19 protein-coding genes and 1 pseudogene are annotated in these 19,574 nt (G+C 37.8%); 7 read left to right on the top strand and 13 right to left on the bottom strand.

Translation table 11 applies throughout. The features are described 5' to 3' along the window. Positions 1 to 317: 317 nt before the first annotated feature. The 12 genes and pseudogenes from CPRO_RS05575 to CPRO_RS05520 form a co-directional block, all read right to left on the bottom strand. The gene (locus tag CPRO_RS05575; protein ID WP_236782392.1) at positions 318 to 2,153 is read right to left on the bottom strand and encodes an ABC transporter ATP-binding protein; all 1,836 of its coding nucleotides are present in this window, start codon (positions 2,151 to 2,153) and stop codon (positions 318 to 320) included. Further along, the gene (locus CPRO_RS05570; RefSeq protein ID WP_066048857.1) at positions 2,146 to 3,879 is read right to left on the bottom strand and encodes an ABC transporter ATP-binding protein; all 1,734 of its coding nucleotides are present in this window, start codon (positions 3,877 to 3,879) and stop codon (positions 2,146 to 2,148) included. Before CPRO_RS05570 ends, CPRO_RS05575 begins: the two co-directional genes overlap by 8 nt. A 2-nt stretch (positions 3,880 to 3,881) precedes the next feature. Continuing rightward, the gene (locus CPRO_RS05565) at positions 3,882 to 4,562 is read right to left on the bottom strand and encodes a MarR family winged helix-turn-helix transcriptional regulator (RefSeq protein ID WP_096348688.1); all 681 of its coding nucleotides are present in this window, start codon (positions 4,560 to 4,562) and stop codon (positions 3,882 to 3,884) included. A gap of 331 nt (positions 4,563 to 4,893) precedes the next feature. Then, a complete protein-coding gene (locus tag CPRO_RS05560; RefSeq protein WP_066048856.1) occupies positions 4,894 to 5,259 on the bottom strand; it encodes a hypothetical protein in 366 nt (121 codons plus the stop codon). Between the two features lie 55 nt (positions 5,260 to 5,314). Continuing rightward, positions 5,315 to 5,842: a putative immunity protein gene (locus tag CPRO_RS05555; protein WP_066048853.1), complete on the bottom strand. Its 528-nt coding sequence runs from the start codon at positions 5,840 to 5,842 to the stop codon at positions 5,315 to 5,317. Positions 5,843 to 6,250: 408 nt separating this feature from the next. Beyond that, positions 6,251 to 7,135, bottom strand: coding sequence for an AraC family transcriptional regulator (locus tag CPRO_RS05550; protein ID WP_066048851.1), 885 nt, complete (start codon positions 7,133 to 7,135; stop codon positions 6,251 to 6,253). A gap of 88 nt (positions 7,136 to 7,223) precedes the next feature. Then, the gene (arr, locus tag CPRO_RS15555) at positions 7,224 to 7,634 is read right to left on the bottom strand and encodes an NAD(+)--rifampin ADP-ribosyltransferase (RefSeq protein WP_066053732.1); all 411 of its coding nucleotides are present in this window, start codon (positions 7,632 to 7,634) and stop codon (positions 7,224 to 7,226) included. Between the two features lie 21 nt (positions 7,635 to 7,655). Beyond that, positions 7,656 to 8,258: pseudogene (locus CPRO_RS15550) on the bottom strand (Vat family streptogramin A O-acetyltransferase); the annotation flags it as partial. Between the two features lie 505 nt (positions 8,259 to 8,763). Beyond that, positions 8,764 to 9,594, bottom strand: coding sequence for an SAM-dependent methyltransferase (locus CPRO_RS05535; protein WP_066048849.1), 831 nt, complete (start codon positions 9,592 to 9,594; stop codon positions 8,764 to 8,766). Between the two features lie 415 nt (positions 9,595 to 10,009). Then, entirely contained in the window at positions 10,010 to 10,372 is a 363-nt protein-coding gene (locus CPRO_RS05530) for a DUF4180 domain-containing protein (RefSeq protein ID WP_066048847.1), read from the bottom strand. A gap of 18 nt (positions 10,373 to 10,390) precedes the next feature. Then, on the bottom strand, positions 10,391 to 11,239 hold the full coding sequence (locus CPRO_RS05525) for an alpha/beta fold hydrolase (RefSeq protein WP_066048846.1): 849 nt from the start codon (positions 11,237 to 11,239) through the stop codon (positions 10,391 to 10,393). Between the two features lie 2 nt (positions 11,240 to 11,241). Then, complete coding sequence (locus tag CPRO_RS05520; protein ID WP_066048844.1) at positions 11,242 to 11,742, bottom strand: helix-turn-helix domain-containing protein; 501 nt, start codon at positions 11,740 to 11,742, stop codon at positions 11,242 to 11,244. Between the two features lie 208 nt (positions 11,743 to 11,950). Between CPRO_RS05520 and CPRO_RS05515 the strand changes: the two genes are divergently transcribed. The 7 genes from CPRO_RS05515 (at position 11,951) to CPRO_RS05485 (ending at position 18,996) form a co-directional block, all read left to right on the top strand. Continuing rightward, positions 11,951 to 12,397, top strand: coding sequence for a SufBD protein (locus CPRO_RS05515; protein WP_066048841.1), 447 nt, complete (start codon positions 11,951 to 11,953; stop codon positions 12,395 to 12,397). 119 nt (positions 12,398 to 12,516) lie between these two features. Beyond that, entirely contained in the window at positions 12,517 to 13,386 is an 870-nt protein-coding gene (locus CPRO_RS05510) for an AraC family transcriptional regulator (protein WP_082754239.1), read from the top strand. 168 nt (positions 13,387 to 13,554) lie between these two features. Then, a complete protein-coding gene (locus tag CPRO_RS05505; RefSeq protein ID WP_066048836.1) occupies positions 13,555 to 14,094 on the top strand; it encodes a DUF1697 domain-containing protein in 540 nt (179 codons plus the stop codon). 227 nt (positions 14,095 to 14,321) lie between these two features. Then, on the top strand, positions 14,322 to 15,176 hold the full coding sequence (locus CPRO_RS05500) for a helix-turn-helix transcriptional regulator (protein ID WP_066048834.1): 855 nt from the start codon (positions 14,322 to 14,324) through the stop codon (positions 15,174 to 15,176). Then, the gene (locus CPRO_RS05495) at positions 15,166 to 17,271 is read left to right on the top strand and encodes a HelD family protein (RefSeq protein ID WP_096348687.1); all 2,106 of its coding nucleotides are present in this window, start codon (positions 15,166 to 15,168) and stop codon (positions 17,269 to 17,271) included. Before CPRO_RS05500 ends, CPRO_RS05495 begins: the two co-directional genes overlap by 11 nt. Before the next feature lie 299 nt (positions 17,272 to 17,570). Further along, the gene (locus CPRO_RS05490; protein ID WP_066048831.1) at positions 17,571 to 18,242 is read left to right on the top strand and encodes a flavodoxin family protein; all 672 of its coding nucleotides are present in this window, start codon (positions 17,571 to 17,573) and stop codon (positions 18,240 to 18,242) included. 403 nt (positions 18,243 to 18,645) lie between these two features. Continuing rightward, positions 18,646 to 18,996: a VOC family protein gene (locus tag CPRO_RS05485; protein WP_066048828.1), complete on the top strand. Its 351-nt coding sequence runs from the start codon at positions 18,646 to 18,648 to the stop codon at positions 18,994 to 18,996. A gap of 292 nt (positions 18,997 to 19,288) precedes the next feature. Here the strand turns inward: CPRO_RS05485 and CPRO_RS05480 are convergent, their stop codons facing one another. Beyond that, positions 19,289 to 19,486, bottom strand: a complete 198-nt coding sequence (locus tag CPRO_RS05480) for a hypothetical protein (RefSeq protein ID WP_066048825.1) — start codon at positions 19,484 to 19,486, stop codon at positions 19,289 to 19,291. Positions 19,487 to 19,574 lie beyond the last annotated feature (88 nt).

Raw genomic sequence — 19,574 nt, 5'->3', positions numbered from 1 at the left:
AAAATTGTCAGAATAATTTATGGATATAAACGAACAAGACCACTCCGTTAGGCGAGGTCTTGTTCGTTTGAAATATCTGATTTTTTATTCATTACATTACCTTGATACTCCTCCGGACTTATCTAACATACACAATACACTTTGAATGAACTTAAAAAATGGGTAAGAAAATATACTTTGTCTCTAACGGTGTATATAACGACATCTGAGCTTTTAAACATCGTTTCATTGTTTAGCAATAAAAGATTGAACTTAATTTGATAAGAAAACAAAAGTTTGCTTGCTCAAAGATTATAGACTGCTATTATTTATTATCATCAAGCAAACTGGCTGTTATAGAGCTCCGCATAGGCTCCGCCAGCCTTTAATAATGTGTTGTGACCGCCCTGCTCGACAATATTACCATTTTGCATAAGCAAAATTATATCGGCATCAACAACTGTGGAAAGACGGTGAGCAATTACAAAACTGGTGCGTTTTTTCATCAGCTTACCCATGGCTTTTCCAATCTCAATTTCCGTGTGAGTATCTACACTGGAGGTTGCTTCATCAAGAATCAGCACTGCTGGGTCACAGAGAAATACTCTGGCAATGGTTAAAAGCTGCCGCTGTCCGATGGATAAATTTTCCCCGTCGTTGCTGAGAACTGTATCATAACCATGGGGCATAGTGCGGACAAAGAAGTCTACCCGTGCCGCTTTTGCCGCCGCTACGATTTCCTCCCTTGTGGCATTTGGTTTGCCATAGGCTATATTCTCAGCGATGGTTCCCTCAAACAGCCAAGTATCCTGCAACACCATACCAAAATTATTCCGCAGATTTGCATAGGTCAGCGTGTGAATATCTTTTCCATCCAGCAGAATCTGCCCACCGTTTAATTCATAAAACCGCATAAGAAGATTAATGAGCGTTGTCTTACCTGCTCCAGTGCTTCCGACAATGGCAATTTTCTGTCCCGGTTTAGCCGAAAAGCTTACATCTTGCATCAATACTTTTTCCGGTGTATAACCAAAACGCACATGAGAAAAATCCACATATCCCTCAGCCCGTTTAATAATATCTGGCAAAGCAGGTTCAGAGGAAATCTCCTCCTCATCAAGCAGTGCATAAACGCGCTCCAAAGATGCCAGTGAGGACTGCATGGAGTTTACCATAAAAGCAAGTTCCGTTAGTGGCTCCGCCGATTGATTGACATATTGGAAAAATGCCTGAAACACGCCGATACTCATCGTGCCATTCAAAAGCATATTGCCACCAAGGACTGCAATTACAATTTGCCCCAAGCGGTTAATAAAACGAATTCCAGGATTAATGGCATTAATCATAAAATCCGCTTTTTGAGAAGCTTCTGCCAAATCCCGTGTTGCTTTATGCATACGCTGGGAACTGTTCTGCTCCTGATTGAATGCTTTAATAATCATACGTCCGCTGAAGTTTTCTTCCACCATTGCTGTTACCTCGCTGACACACTCCTGCCGTCTTAATGCGAATTTCAGGGTTTTCCCCGAAACAGCCTTTGTAGCTAGCAGAGAGATACCCATGAACAGCAGGAAAACCACTGTCAACAAAATATTGAATCGGAACATCATAACCAATGAACCAAAAATCATGCCTATCGAAGTAAAGAGCCTTAGGATACCAGTCTGGAAAGCTTCGGACATTTTATCCAAATCGTTTGTCATCCGGCTTAAAATCGCCCCGGGCTTATTCAGGTCGAAATAGGACAAGGGCAGCCTATTCAGCTTGCTACTGATTTCATTGCGCAACCTGAAACTCAGATTTTCCGCAAAGCTTGCCATAAGAAAGGACTGGAGGACGTAAAAAAATCCTGTCACCAGATAGATAAGCAGCAAAAAGAAAATGTCGCGGCCTCCATCTGCCCACGTAATAGAAAACACCAAACCGTTGGCAAAGGCATCCTTGATCTTGCTCCACATCAGATCTACGATATAAGCGCTGTACAAGGGAGCAACAACGGACAGAAAGGTATAAAACAAAACAGAAACCAGAACGACTCCCAGCCTCTTATGCTGATTGTTAACAGACATCCACAGCCGCTTCAAAGTCTTTTTGGGGTGATCTGGTGCAGCAACGCCAAAAAATGCATCATCCATACCGTTCTGCGTGCTCTCTTCCATTTCATAATCAGCCACGAGCTACCTCCCCTTTCATTTGAGACTTGGCAATGTCTTGATAAACAGGACATTCTTCCATCAGAGATTGATGTGTGCCGATACCGACGATTTTTCCGTTTTCCAATACAATGATTTGATCTGCATTCATAATTGTGCTAATACGCTGTGCAATAATTAAAACAGCAGAATGCTTTGTCTGATTTTTCAGTGCTTTTCGCAGCGCTGCATCCGTCTTAAAATCCAGTGCAGAAAAGCTGTCGTCAAAGATATACAAATCCGCTTTTTTCATCAGGGCACGGGCTATGGAAAGTCTTTGCTTTTGTCCGCCGGAAAAATTGATGCCTCCCTGGGCAACATGTGCCAGAAGCCCGCCCGACAGTTCAGTTACAAAATCCGCCTGCGCTACAGAAAGGATATGCTGCATCTCCTCCTCTGAGGCATCCTTATTTCCATACAGAAGATTATTTGCAATCGTACCTGAAAAAAGCCATGCTTTTTGCGGCACATAAGAAATATGCTCCCGCAAATGAGACTGCTCCATATCTCGAATATTCATTTCGTTCAGTTTAATCGCACCCTTTGACACATCGTGAAAGCGTAGAATCAGCTTAGCAATGGTTGATTTGCCACTGCCTGTACTGCCTATGATTGCAGTGGTCTGTCCCCGTTTGCAGATAAAATTCAGTTCGCTCAACGTATTTTCACCCGCATCAGAAAAACAGAAGCTGACATTCTCAAACCGAATAACATCCGTACCCTCCGTTTTTATTGGTTGCTCAGAATAGTTGCCATCTTTAATTTCAGGTTCCAAATCAAGGACATCTTGAATTCTCCCGATGCAGATAAGGGCCCTGGGAAGCATAACCATTACCATCTGCGCCATGATGAGATAAAACAAAATCAGAATGGCATATTCACTCAAAGCTATGATATCCCCAATTTTCATAAATCCCGCCCCTGTACGATTACCTCCTACATAAAGAATTCCCACAATTACAAGATTGATTACCAGCAGCGCTGTGCTTTCCAAACCGGCAAACAAACGATTTACTTTAACGGATACTTCTCTATAATCTCCAAATACCCTGCTCATCCGCTTTTCCTCGAAGAGCTCTTTGTTAAAAGCACGGATTACTCGAACACCCGTGATATTCTCTCGGATAACGATATTCATACGGTCAAGAAACCGCTGTAGACGCTGAAAAAGTGGTGCAGCCTTTTTTATTACACAAAATGCCATAAAGAGTATTGCAAGGGTCACTCCCGTCAGAATCCATCCCATCATCACATCAATACGAAAGGCCATTACAATCCCCAAGATACAGACAACGGGCACAGGCAAAATCATTTGTACCACCATGATTACTGACTGCTGAACAATATTCACATCACTTAATGTTCGGGTAATCATTGACCCCGTTCCAAACCGTTCCATATCAGAAGCGGAAAAGGATAGTGTTTTATCATAGAGGGCGTTTCGGATATCCCGCCCCAGTTTTGCGGAAAGGCTTGCGCCCAGATAGCTTCCCGCCAGAGCACCAAAGCTGGTTAAAAGAGAAACAGCTATCATGAACAACCCCTGCTGAAGTATATACGTCAGGCTGCCGCCGCCAATTCCGTGATTGATAATATCTGCCGTAATCGTTGGAATCAATAACCCACCAGCCACATCCAGCATCATCACAATCAAAACAAAGACCATTAGCCTGCGATATGGCTTCATAAATTCAAAAATAAGTTTCATCGTTATTTCTCCATCAAAGCCGCCTTTATCTCTTGCTCCAACAGTTCACACTGTTTCGCGGACAAGGCAAAAAATTGATTCCTTTCATCCTCAGACATCTTATTAAAAATACGATTTTCCATTTCATAAAATGGAAAAATAGCACTTTGGCAAAATTCTACACCCTGTTCTGTCAGACGCAGTGCCTTATTGTTTCGTGCAACTGTAAGTTTTTCTAAAAAAATATAACCTTCTTTTACCAATGAGCTGACAGCAGAGTTCACGCTCTGCCGAGGAAAATGCCATAAATCCGCAATCTGATTTTGCGTGTAGGTTTCATCTGCCCCACATAGGGTATAGAGAATCCAGAAAGCAATATCTGACAAACCATAATAAGAAGCATATTCATGGTATAAATCACCTTGCTTTCTGTATAGCCTGTCCAACGCTGTGCTAACTGCCTTCACATCATCCATAGAATAATCTCCTTTTTTGTAAATCCGCTTTCGGATTTTATTATATGTCTGATTTCGGATTTTGTCAATCCTTTGGTTGCCAAAATGAAGCGGATACATTTCCGGCTCAACAGATCCCCCTCCTGTTTTAATTCTAAATATTCTTATTTTTAGTAGCCCTTCCCTTCTTTGTACCGTTAAAGCATAATGAATTCCGTATTCATTGCATTTTTTCACAACCTCTTGCATTCGTTATTCCGCATTGTTCCAGTAGTTCTATATGAGATAATATTGAAATACCGATTAACGAGGTGTTCTGTTGAATTTAAAAATTCTGATTCTATTGTTAATAAGCATATAAAAAGACTAAGTTGAGGCAAATAATCACCTGCAACATAGTCTTTCTTTATCTTTTATGCTCCTTCAAGTGCGTTTTGAAGCCATATAGGATTATTTCCACCCTTTCTTGGTCTCCTCATTCACAGCAATGACTTTCAACCTCAGCAATTTCTCACTAAATGAGATTGAACTATTCTAAACCAAACAAAAGATTTCATGGGCAATATTTCAAAATTCTATTTTATCCTCTCTTACTAATTTCATCTGCAATCAATGATTTGGAAATACTCATCGCTTTTATCATTTTCCTGAAGCTTGCATGACGAGAGGTTCCCTCTTTAAATTTCAGCTGTGCTTTTTCACATTTGCTGATAATTGAAGATACCGGCTTTAGTGCATCTATCAAATCTTCTTTTGTATATTTGCTCAAATCGTCTTCATGCATTATGAATGATTTTGAGATATACAATGCTTTTATCCTGTTCTTAAGAAGTGTATGTTGGGATGTCCCCTCTTTAAATCTCGGATGTATTTTTTCACATCTGTTGATAGTTGAGGCAACCATTTGCAGTGCTTCTTCCAATTCTTCCCTTGCGTAATAGTCCATAACATCCTCCATAATCACTTTCAGCTGAAACACACCTTTTCCTTTTGGGGTATAGTCAGCATTTCCAATTTATTTTCGCAGGATTATGCTCGTCCTTAACGGCAACGTCACGCAAAGCGGCTTCCATACGCCCGCACTCCTGGGCGGCACATTGCTCAATTTGAATCCAAGGTGCATCCTTTCCAAGCTGTTCATAAGCAACTGCAACTGCTCCATAAAAGGCAAGTCCTATGCAATGCCGTGCAGAATGAATGGTGGATGCAGATTGACCTATCGCTCTTGCAGAAGCTTGCGCAACAGGATTTCCTTCTGCTTCACGGGCGGCAGCGTGGCACTCAAGTATTACCGGTTTTGCTTGAGGAAGTTTAATTTCCCCTGACAGCCATTCACGGGCAGCCTTCAGTGCATTTTGGGGACGCTGATCATGAGGATAGTACTTGCACCATAGGGGTAATATAACCTGTTGGGCATATTCAATCGCCCAGTAAGAAAGTGTTTCCTTACTCTGCGTCTCAATTAGTTTCATGAGTGACTGCATATACGGTGCTTTCCAATCACTTAGCATCTTTCTTGCTTTTGGCATACTAGCCCTCCTTATCAGTCATGTTCTTAGTTTCATAGTACCACCTAGCAACCTTTGCAATTAGCGGAAGGTGAGCAGACTTTTCTAATGTAGAACATCGCACTTACTTGTTTTGTGTTCAGTGAACTTCTTTATAGCATAACACAAATTTTTGCCCTCCTCGATAATTGTATTTATTCTGTACCATATTTATAAATAATATCAATAGGTATACCAACAGTCAACATTACATAATTTAAAAATCTTCTAAATCTTCTTTAATATCAAAGCATTTTGCATGAGAAGCATTTTGATTTCACTTTGTTTCCTGTTTCCCGAATGTCTCTTCGTTCAAGTCCAAAAACGAGAGGCTACGCATATACCAAAAAGGCACCTCCTTTCAGGAAGTGCCTTTCATCATAATGATTCCTATATTTTACTGTCTTTTTTCTTCACTGGTATCCATATTTCACTTTTATATTTGGGGTTTGATGTGTCAGGACTTTCATTCCACAAAATTTCCGGACCTCTAGCCACCTCATATCCTGAGGACGGAAACCATTCTGAGTATATTCTGCCCCACACATTTTGAAGTGTATCTGGAAACGGCCCAATTGATTCAAATACTGCCCAAGTACTGGCATCAATTTCTAATATATCGAACTCTGCAATTTCATTTTTTGATGTTGCTACCCCAATGTAATGATCCAGCACACCCGTTTCTTCCATTCTTTCTTCTGAAAAATTAGTTGATGCGCTAATAATACCTATTGGTTCTACATTTGAAACTGATTTCAATTGCTTTATAACATCTGGGGTTAAAAGTTCGGTCATTTTTGCAATCTCAGAGTTAACCCCCTCAAAAACAATTGGAACTCTCTTCTTAAAACCTACTAATTTGAATTGTTCTTTCTCAACAATGCGATAATTCATTTCACATCCTCCTTTGATTGATAATTGAAAGGTCATTCTAGGATAAGCTTTTAGTTGAATATTCTCATTTCTTGCCTCAGAAGGAAGAAAGCCATGCATAGAATGAAAAGCACGGGAGAATGAATCGGCCGAGCCATAACCGTACTTTACTGCTACATCAATGATTCTCAAATCCCTATCTTTCAAATCAAGCGCAGCAAGTGTTAGTCTTCTTCTTCGAATATATTCTGACAAGGTGATACCCGATAAAAAAGAAAACATACGCTTAAAATGATATTCTGAACAGTAAGCAATTCTTGAAATCTCACTATAATCAATTTCCTCAGTTAAGTGCTCTTCAATGTAAGCCATTGCATAATTCATACAACTTATAGAATCCATAAAATAACCTCCTTTCTTCATCAATGGTATCAAAGAATGTATTTGACCATCCGACTATTTGTGCACAATATTATCGACTGTCCTATGATTAGTCATTGATTGCTTCTATGCCCTGCCTCTTTAGCTCCTCTAGGTTATCTAACATATTTTGGAGTACCTCTGGGGCGTGTCCCTTCCAATCCAAAACTTCTCCCACTATTCTTAGTAATGACTTGGTGCGGTAAGATCTTGTAGGATTTCCCGGGAATTTTTTATCTGTTAAATTAGGATCATTCTCGATGGTACCTATAGGCTCCACAATATAAATTCGACCCCGGCCGTCTCCCATCGCCAGTTCCGCTCCCCAAACAGCCGCATCCATCGTCCCAGTCAGGTAGACGTAATTTGCTTTCTTTCTCTCCCCATAATTAGAATTATAGCCCGGTTCCAGCAAGTCCCCCACCTTCAAATCTGCTTTTGTACCATGATAAAAAGGCCCTGCGTCTAGGGACTGATTCATGAAGTGCACTAGCCCGCTCTCTGATGTAAGTTTATCAAGATTTTTAAATATTTCTTCTTCGCCCCAATTCCACCATTGAAGCTTAAGCAAGAATTCAACCATCTCATCACTAAACCTTTTTTTGATTAATTTAGCTGGATTCCCACCATATATTGAATAAGGTTCAACATTTTTTACGACCGTTGCGTTAGCGGAAATAATGGCACCATCTCCAATTTGAATACCTGGCATAATGGTAACATTTTGGCCTATCCAAACATCGTTGCCAATCACAGTATCTCCCTTAAAAGGAAGTTGTTCTATTGTGGGTGTCACCTTTTCCCATCCACAACCAAAAATATTGAAGGGATAGGTTGTAATTCCATCCATTCTATGGTTTGCACCATTCATAATAAACTTAACACCCTCAGCAATTGCACAGAACTTGCCTATTATCAGCCTGTCCCCCAAAAATTCGTAATGATACTCTATATTGTCATAAAAATTCTCCGGGGATTTTTTGTTATCACTGTAATAGGTATATTCGCCAATCTCAACATTTGGTCTTTTGGGTAGATTGCTAATATAGCAAACTGTTTTTATATTTTCATTGGGATAAAGCTTTTTCTTATCTGGTCCTATCATATCTATTCTCCTTATTCAAATTATTCGCAACCATATTGCCAAAAAAGTCTTTTCTGAATCTGATTTATTAAAACAATACGTAAAAATCTTCAAAACTTTGGGTATTGATATTGAATAAAATTGATTCATGTGTACTATTTCGTATTCTGATTCTTTTCGATTGATAAATTAATTCCAACAAAAAGGAAGTAGACGCTATTATCAATTAATTCAGAAAAAGCGCATGATGATATTATATAGTTATCCGCCAAAAACAAACAGACTATAATAAATAATTTTATTGTGTTATAATTAAAATAGAAAACTGCAAGAACTTAATCTCTAACAATGCTATACACCTGTAAGAATCCAAAATTGCGGCTTACCTTTCTTACAACTTTAGTTAGAGTTCATGCAATAAAGCCTTCTGAAGCATGACAGGAAATGAAAGGTTCTTTTCCTTTATTGATGTCCCTAAAATACGAATCTAATGCCTCGTTTCGTAGTGATTTTTTAAATAACATAACTACTTTTCAGCAATAACACACAAAGTCTTATTATCGTTTCTAAGTTCTGCGCCTGCCACATCTCCGTAATATCTCATATTCTTGAATCCAGCCTTAAGCAAATCTTTTTCTATTTCTTCTATTGTAAAGGTATGTTCCCAAAGGTTATAGCTGGTGGTTTTGCTATCTTTGACTACAATATATTGGTTAAGGAAGGTGTTGCTTTCATTGTAGCGGTAAAGTGATTGCAACAGCAAATATGGATTAGCGCACCAAAAGCCACTATCTTCATACCTCCATTCTTTGAACTCTTCCCTGTCTGCGTATTCAAATGGGGTAAACACATCAAATATAAAACAACCATTGGGAGATAATCTGTCATGGACTTTTTTCAGTAATAACTGACGTTCTTTATCCGATAGTACTCCGAAATCACAATAAATCATAGTAATCAAATTATATTCACCTGAAAGCGGAGCCTGAATATAGTCACTGTTTAAGTACTCTATGTGTAAGCCCCTTTCCCTCGCAATTTTCTTTGCATATTGAATTGAGCTCTGCGACAAATCCACCCCAGTTACTTTATAGCCTTTGTTAAAAAACAGCTCTGCATAGATACCTGGTCCACAGCCTAAGTCTAACAATTTAATATATTGTGCAGGTGGTACTACAGTAGAAATCCAATCAACAGATTTAAGAACAAAATCCAGTTTCCGTGTTGCAGATTCTAAATCAGGATTTAAATGTGCTTCCAGCATTCTTTGAGATATATAAAGATCATTCCAAAATTTTGCATCACTTTTTTCGTACAGTGGGGGTTTCTTTGCAAATTGTTTTATCGCTTTTAACATAAAATTTTCATCCTTTCTTTTTGCAAATTAAAAAAGCTGCGGAAAATTTTCCACAGCTCAAAAATTAGCATTCACTGTTGTGTGGAAAATAAATAATCATCTCTGGACATAAAAACAAAACCTGCTTGAACTCGCAGGAAAGCCATTTATGCAATTCATGATTATTTTAGTTTTCCACGTTTCACTTCTATTGCAAATGTGCAATATGAAAGTGCGCCGGACTAAACCAACTCCTTTTGCAACACTACATTCCATAAATACTATACAGCAATGCAATTCATTATGCAAGAAATTGCGTATCAATTCATCTAGCCTAAACAATATTTACACAGCGCTGCATACCATCCAGTAGTAATACCCACGACCTTTTCTTTCATAACCATAGGTACACCGATAGAAATTATATCTTTTTATTCTATTTGGAATTTTCAATAAGTTTATTCGCTTCCTCCTCATTCGCCACGAAAAATAAATCATTTCCTTTATTGCATTCATAAATATAGTCTTTTAACGCCCTACTGCTATAAGCAGAGAAGTCACCAATGATAGCCAGTTTCATTCCATAGTTTACATATTTTTGAACAATTTCTCCTGCAAGACGTGTCCTCAAATCAAAGAAATCTTCGACGATAGCTTCTTTATTTATAATCATAGCGTTACAACCATACTCATACGAAATAGTAGCCATTAAGTCTAATGCGGATTGTACATTACTGATAACAATTCTCTTTTCTTGAACATATGCTATACCATTTTCCTGATTGACAGCAATTTTCATTTTAAACCTCCTTACTTACTAATCTATTTGAAGTAGAAAATCACACACTTTTCTCGTAACCTTCACCAGTGTATGCCCTTCTCCCTTTAAACACAACCTTTGTGCCGAAGGCAACAATTTTTCCATTCTCTTTAATGTGTCAAGGGAAGAAATCATGATATCTTTTTCGCCAACAATAACACTACACGGCATTGGCAAATTTCGAATCATATCATCCGAAAATAAAGGTATCTTACCTGTTCTATATTGAAATCCATAACGAATGCACTTTTGATACTGTAGCATATCGTGAGATAGCTGTTTTCTTCCATTTATTTTGCTGATTAGCTTTTCTACTCCTTTTTCTCCCATTATCCCATAAAACAAAGCATAAAATATAAAAGATAGTTTTTCCTTTCCGATTCCTGAGGGTGATATAAGAACAAGTTTGCTCACATTTTCCGGATAAATGATTGCAAAATTCAGAGCCATCCATCCACCTAGTGATAATCCAACAACATTTGCTTTCTTAATATTTAGATCTTCCAACACATCATGTAACCAGTCTGAATAAGAATGATCGGTAAGTGGCGTTTGTACAGGGAAGCTTTTTCCCGGCTCTCCCGGAATATCCACCGCATACACTCGGAAATATTTTGCATATTCCTGAAGTTCATCAAGCCACATGGAGGAATTCATCCCTGTACCATGGAGTAAAATCAATGGTGGATTTTTTTCCTCTCCGCACACTAATATATGGGTTATACCTTGAAGGGTTTTCAAGTGAATGCTACTTACAAATTCATACCTTTTCACAAATTCATCATATATACGAATAATCTCATTTTTTGCGTCATTTGACTTGTATATTTCATGATTTGACTTCATTATCAAACCTCCTTATCTAACAATGTGATAATCGATAACATCTCATTGATATATTCTGTACTTCCCCACAAGAAAACTTTACAAACCAAAGCTACCTCATCATATTTTATATGAATGGTTGCACCATTCATTTTTCTATCTTTGCTGTTCATAACAGCTAATAAGGTATTTGAAATTCTTTCGAAATTTTTCTTATAAACTCCTTGCATATCAACTACTGCAGAAATACTAATTTTATTTTTTATATGGCTATCCATAACATGTTTATTTGTACACTGAATTTCACTGTTTATAAAGTCAATATTAGGTGTTTCAGCTTTGTGTTCCTTCTCAAAAGAAGAATCTCTTCCCATAAAAGTGTCCAAATCCTCTTTAATAATACGCCATTGCTTTCCTACCTTCATAGCTTTCAATTTTCCACTGTTGATGAAACCTCGAACCGTTTTATGGTGTAATCCTAAAGCATCGGCAACTTCATATATTGTTAAGTAATTATTATTCATATAATCCACTCCACTCTCTTTTGCATATGAATATACATCAAAATATAATTCATGTCAATATATATTGCTATTTGTTATACTTTAATGCACCTAATGTCAAGCAAAAAACTTCATCCAATTTTATTCTACGAAATACAGATTCATAAGAAATTCTTTTATGCTATAATATACACAATATCTTTAGAGAAAAAAACAAGGAGAGAATAAGATGACAGATATTTCTGAGTTGGTTGAAGGTCTGAAAAATAGCGATGACAAAAAAGCTTATCAATGCTTGAAACAGTTAGAAAGTGAAAGTGCCCTTTCAGCGAATGTTTATCCATTCTTTCCTATTTTTGTTGAAATGCTCAGCAATGTAAATTCTTATATTAGAACAAGAGCACTGATTTTAATTGCTGCCAATGCAAAATGGGATATTGATTATAAAATTGATGAAATCATTGAATCTTATCTAAAACATATTACTGATGATAAACCAATTACAGCACGGCATTGCATCAAGGCATTGCCGTCCATTGCAAAATATAAACCAGACTTAAAGCTTGATATTGAAAACGCACTATATAAAGCTGACCCGACTAAATTCAATGAAAGTATGCGACCCCTTGTGGAAAAGGATATCCAAAAGGCTTTAAAGGATATCCGAAAACTCTAGTTTCTCTCCCTACATGGCAAGTATCTTTCGAAAACAAATGAAAAATCATGATTAGCAAAAATAGTCGAGAGTTCTCCAAATGCTAAATGCTAAAATTGGTTCATAAGGAGGTGCAAAAAATGGAGGAACACATGGAAGCTGTACAACGTATGCAAGATTATATTGCAGAGCATTTATGCGAAAACATTACTCTTGGGGATTTATCACGGGTATCCTTGTTTTCCCCTTGGTATTCCCATCGTCTTTTTACCCAGTATACGAATCTAACCCCTGGAGATTATATTCGGAGATTTCGGCTATCAAGGTCGGCACTGAAGCTGCGTGATGAAGCCTGCAAAATTCTTGATGTTGCATTGGAGCTAGGTTTTGGCAGTGTGGATGGATATCAGCGTGCTTTTTTTCGTGAGTTCGGCTGCAATCCACGGGAATATGCCGCTTCACCCATTCCTCTTTATCTTTTCACCCCTTATGGCGTAAAGTATAGAGCTACCCGAAAGGAGAATAAAATGGAAAACGTAAAAAATGTTTTTATTCAAGTTATTGAGAAACCTGCACGTAAAGTGCTCATAAAACGAGGAATAAAGGCAGCTGACTATTTTGCATACTGCGAAGAGGTCGGTTGTGAGGTGTGGGGATTACTTTTAAGTATGAAATCCATTAGTAAAGAACCTGTTTCCCTTTGGCTTCCCGCAAGCTATATTAAACCTGACACTTCTGAATATGTGCAGGGTGTTGAGGTCGCAACGGATTATGCAGATATTATTCCGGATGGATTTGACATAATCGACCTTCCCCGTTCCAAATATTTAATGTTCCAAGGAGAGCCTTTTCACGAAGAAGATTATTGTCAGGCAATTGAACAGGTTTGGGAAGCAATTAAAAAATATGATCCATCGGTGATTGGCTACACTTGGGATAAAGAAAACCCACGTATACAGTTGGAACCAATTGGTACAAGGGGCTATATTGAATTTGTGGCAATCAAATAAGTAAGCAATTTTTATTATGTAGCATGGGGCGGCTAAATAGTCGGCCTATGCTACTTTGTGTATTTCTTAAATCGTACAGCAATACTTGTTAAGAGAGTAGAAATTTGAGACAACCTATCGTACATTCACTATAATCGAATTTCTATAAGCTAAGGAGATGATTTATCTATGGAAAAATATATTGCACTATTACGTGGCATCAATGTAGGCGGTAAAAACAAGATATCTATGTCAAAGCTAAAAATAACTTTTGAAGACAATGGCTTTCGGGATGTAATTACCTATATCAATAGCGGAAATGTTATATTTTCCTGTCCTATCGATGACGTGGAAGAAATTACAAAAAGCTGTGAATTAGCAATAACAAATACATTTCATTTAAACATTGCTGTTACAATCATATCTGCCGAAGATCTAACTGCTGCTCTGCACAATGCTCCACCTTGGTGGGATAACGATTCCCAGTCAAAGCATAATACCATTTTTGTGATACCACCTGCCACCGCAACAGCTATCATAGAGCAAATTGGCATTGAGAAATCAGAGTATGAAAAAGTGAGTCATTATGGACAGGTTATTTTTTGGTCTGCACCAATCAAAACATTTTCCAAAACAAAATTGTCGAGAATTGTAAGCAAACCTTCGTATAGAAGTATTACCATAAGAAATGCAAATACAACGAAAAAACTATTACAGCTTTTGGAGTAATATCTTGAAAATATAAGAAACTTTATATTTCTTGCATAGGAGAATAAATGATAAGTGAGCAGCAGTTATGGAGGATAAGGAGTCCAATACAGTACAAATATATAGAAAACCACCAGCTCCCCTACTTCAGGGAGACCGCCAAAAATCTTGCCCCCCCAAAAAGAGAGCAAGAATGAGTAAAACAAATTTTAAAAATTATGTAAAATGTATAGAAAGGAGGATGACACATGAATCCCCAGAGTATTTTAAAAATTTCAGGAGCAATTCAATTTATTGAAACCCATCTAACGGAAAAGTTGGATTTAAAAAGAGTTGCGGAAGGGATTCATTACTCCAAATATCACCTCCATAGAGTGTTTACCAATATCGTTGGACTCACCATCCATGACTACGTGCAACGGCGACAACTAACCGAAGCAGCAAAACTATTGGTTTTTTCAGAAAAGCCAATTATGGAAATTGCTATGATGGCGGGATACGAAACACAGCAATCCTTTACAAATATTTTTACGGCTATGTATAAGCAGCCCCCTAAACAATATCGAGAAAACGAAAAATTTTACCCATTGCAACTAATGTTTCATTTGGAGGGAGAATACAAAATGCTTTATAGAAAGGATACATTCAAATGGGAAATTCATTTTGCAACAGAAGATGATATCCCCTCTTGGATGGACTTAGTACGCCTAGTGATTGATGGCTTCCCCCATTTACAGGAGGATGAATATATTTGGAAATTAAAGGGGTATATCAAAAACAAACAGGCACTTATCACAAAAGACAATGATATCGCCGTTGGTATTATGCTTTTTACCTACGAAACAGGAAGTATTGACTTTATGGGCACTCACCCGTTTTATCGAAAAAATGAAATTCCAAAAGCATTTTTGGATAAGGTGATGAGTGAACTGATTCAGGAAAAAGAAATCAGTATAACGACTTACAGAGAAGGAGATAAAGCGGATACAGGACACCGCAAACTAATTCAACAATTGGGTTTTGCAGAAGAGGAATTACTTACTGAATTCGGTTACCCCACACAACGCTTTATTCTACCAAGGGAGGTTCCACATGAATCATAAACCACAAAAGGGCGGCCACGAAGCAATACCTGACGTTCCTTCTTCTATACCTTTTCCCGATGAGGTTGAACACCTTGCCATGATAAAAGAAAAGATGGATACCGCTGTACAGACAGCAAATGATAATGTAAAAAAAATAGACAAGGAATATACCGCTACCAAGCGCTATATGGCTGAGTATCGTGGAGAAATCGATCCACATGAAATGTTTCAAAACGAGCTTGCACTAAAGCAGATAGATCGCACCGGTGCTTTTGCAGTAGGTATATGGGAAAAGCTGGCCAAGCTCAAGGAGTCACCCTATTTTGCAAGGATTGATTTTCACACGAATGAAGATACAGAGACAATGAAACATTATATTGGACGCTTTGCCTTTACCCACGAAAACCAATTGCTTATTTTGGACTGGCGTGCTCCCATTGCAAGTATGTTCTATGACTATGAAATCGGCTCGGCAGGATATGAGGCTCCCATGGGTAGAATTGAGGGCAAGCTAACCCGCAAACGGCAATTTAAGATAAAAAATGGTATGCTGGAATATGTAATTGAAAGCTCTATCAACATCCAAGATGATGTTTTACAGCGTGAGCTTTCCCAAACCTCGGATGAAAAGATGAAATCCATCATCGCCACCATACAAAAAGAGCAGAACCAAATTATTCGAAATGATAAAGCTAAGACTATAGTTATTCAGGGCGTTGCCGGCTCAGGAAAGACTTCCATAGCACTTCACCGAATTGCTTTTCTTCTATATCGCTTTAAGGGTAGGCTATCGGCTAACAATGTCACAATTTTGTCTCCCAATAAGGTGTTTGGCGATTATATTGCAAATGTCTTGCCAGAGCTTGGTGAGGAACCAATTTGTGAACAAAGCTTTTGGAATATTGCTGATACACAACTAAATGGTATTATTCAGTTTGAACCGGAGAAAGACCCACTAGAAACCGAAGATGCAAAGTGGGCAGAGAGAGTACGCTTTAAGTCAACATTAGAATTTGTGAGAAAAATGGATCAATATATAAAAGAGCTTCCAAGGCTTATTTTTGAATCGTCAGATTATACCTCTGGGCAATTCTCAGTAACAGCAGATTGGATACAAAAACGTTTTTTTGCCTATCAAAGCTATCCTATCAAAAAGCGGCTTGAGCTGATTTCCAATGATATTCTTGATCATTTCCAATCTGCTAATTTTATGGGTTATGAACTTCCCAGAGCTAAGACAGTCTTAAAAAGCTTATCCGCCATGCTTAAAATAAAAAACACCCTTGCACTATACAAGAATTTTTATCAATGGCTGGGACTTCCCCACTTGCTCGTTCTTCCCAAGAAACAAACCTTGGAGTGGCCAGATGTATTTCCCTTCCTGTATCTGCAAGGAGCATTCCAAGGCCTAGAGGAAAACAAGCTCATGAAACATTTGGTCATAGACGAAATGCAGGACTATACCCCTATTCAATATGCCGTGATTAACCGCCTTTATACTTGCCAAAAAACAATTTTAGGTGACTTTGGTCAGTCTATTAATCCAAACCATTTGCACACCTTGGCACAACTACAGGAGCTGTACAGTGATGCTTGCCTTGTAGAACTAAATAAAAGTTACCGTTCCACATACGAAATCATTACCTTTGCAAAGAGTGTTGGGCAGGTAGAAAAGCTGGAGCCTATGGTGCGGCATGGAGATGTACCAAAGGTAATTTCCTGCGCCAATGAACAAGAGGAACTGCAAAAAATCCAAGGAAAATTAAATGACTTTTTACAGAGTGGTGGCGTTTCTCTTGGCATTATTCTAAAAACAAACAATGCCGCCAAAGAAATGTATGATATTCTCAAGCAAGATTATGATGTTCAGCATATTTCTATGGATAGCACCCATTTTGCAAATGGCATCTCTATTACATCTGTTCAGATGTCAAAGGGCTTGGAGTTTGATGAAGTAATTGTGCCTGATGTGAGGGAAGAGAGCTACTGCAGCAAATATGACAGAGGTCTGCTCTATATTGCCTGCACACGGGCAATGCATAAATTGACGTTACTTTATACAGGGAAGCCATCCCACTTTCTAACTTCACATGTGGAAAACTTTGAAAAATAAAAATCGGAAGAAAAGCGAACTTACCTAAGTCTTTCCGCACAAATATAATATCAGTTTATATGTTATTTTGAAAAGCAGGTCATATAAATCTTTTTCCACTAGAGCCTTAAACTCTACGTAGCGTTTATTGAAAATCTTCTTAAACTTCTCTAAAATAAATACAAGATGCACTAAATAATGATTTAAATAATTAGATATCTTTGACTAAGAATGAATCCTCCCTCCCCTGTATGGGAGTACGGAATGCAGATTTCGTAGTTTACAGTGCATCAAATATTGTTAAAGGAGAATAAATTACAATGAAATTTATCATATTTAACGGGAGCCCTGCCGGAGCAAACAGCAACACAAATGTCATTGGAGAAGCTTTTTTCAGTGGTGCAAAAAAAGGCGGTGCTGATACTGAAAATGTGTTTTTAATAAATAAGAAAATAGGTCACTGCAAGGGATGTTTTACCTGTTGGTTTCAAACACCAGGCAAATGTGTGATGCGGGATGATATGACTGAGCTATTAGACAAGTACGATTCTGCTGATGTAGTTTGCTTTGCAACCCCAGTTTATACATGGAATATGACAGCAGCTATGAAAAATTTTGTTGACAGGCTTGCACCTCTGAAAAGTCCACTGATAGTAAATTGTAACGAAAATTTTGATCTTGCAGATTCTAAACCAAAAACACAGCAATTTATGGTGATTTCAAATTGTGGCTTTCCGGGTAATAACAATTTTGAAACCATGAAAGCAGTATTTGCGTCCTGCAATCCTGTTCTTGAAATATTTCGAAATTGCGGTAAGCTTCTAAAAAGTAAAGACAAAGAAATCAAAAAAACTGTAAATGATTATTTGAAGGCTGTGGAGCTGGCAGGATTTGAAATGGCAACGCAAAATTATGTATCGAAAGAAACAAAAGCAAAACTTGAAATGCAACTCATGTCCACACCGGATTACGTGAAATACATTGGGATGTAACACATATAATAAGGCCTTCCCTCTACCAATTCTCCATGAAGTGGTAAGATACCTAGCTATATGCTACAATAACAGTGTCGTAACTTTAATTCTGAATACATATAAGGACGATGATAACATGAAAATTTGCATTGCAGTTTCTGGAATATACTGACTCTTGCTTTAACAAAATGCCAATATACTCCAATCCATACAAGCAAAGTGTAGGTTTGTTGTAAAAAAGTTGGTATTTTATCTATTCTCAAAAGTTTGCAAAGCGGTGATTTGGTTTGTCAAAACACCATTGAAATCAGAGAAATATTTATATCAATCTTGAAAAAACTGTTTAATTTGACATACTGTTGTCAGATTATGTGTGATAAGATAATATTCAAATAATACATGAAATGGAGAGATTCCTGCTATGATAAGTTATGACAATTTTTTTCTTCCCGTGGATGATATGGAAAGCGCCATAAAATATTACTCTGAAACCCTTGGATTGAAGGTAAAATTTAATTTTTCCGACAAAGGTATGGTTGCCTTCCATGTAGGCAACGAGGAACCCGCTATTATATTAAAAGATAAAAGAAAGTTCCCTGATGCAAAACCCACAATATGGTTTGTCGTGGATAATGTAGCAGCAGAATATGGCAAATTGAAATCCAACGGAGTGAATTTCTTAACCGAACCCTTTCCAATTGGTACTGGAACAGCGGTAGAATTTGAGGATGCTTACGGAAATCGCTTAGGGATTACAGATTACACGAAATGAGTACTATGTGCAGTTTTCAACCGAATGTAATATCATATCTTATATAGAACAAGGATTACAGATAACACATAATCTGTAATCCTTGTTTATTTTGATTATGGAATCAGCAAGAAAATCTAATCTCTATAATCGCACAATTATAATCGCACAATCAAAACCGAAGTTCCTTATGGAATAGCCCCCATCGTTTTACTTAAATGCGCAATTCATGCCTTTTAAATATGTCTTTTTTTCAGAAAAATCGCACATAGTATTTATTGGTCTTGCATGCAGTTCTAGTCACAACGAATGCTTAAAATAACTGAGAAATTACACAGGCCCATAGCCCAGCGTGGGCTTCAACACCTTCAACACTAATTTGAATTTCTGTCTTACCTTTGGGTGATACACAAAGCTTATCATTAATCAAGCCTGTTTCCATATTAAATGCACAAGCCGCACCTCGTCCCTCTTCCATTAAAACTTTTACAGTAGTTGAACCATAATGCAAGCATTCTTCATCCCTTGCTAGGATGGGATATATGAAAAGAGAGCATATCATCTGTTATGTGCAGATGAATATGCTCTCTTTATTTTAA

Origin of the sequence: Anaerotignum propionicum DSM 1682 (assembly GCF_001561955.1) — a bacterium.
In the GTDB taxonomy this organism is placed as follows: domain Bacteria; phylum Bacillota; class Clostridia; order Lachnospirales; family Anaerotignaceae; genus Chakrabartyella; species Chakrabartyella propionicum.
Note: the sequence above shows the minus strand (reverse complement) of the source record. Positions and strands in the feature narration are given on the sequence as shown.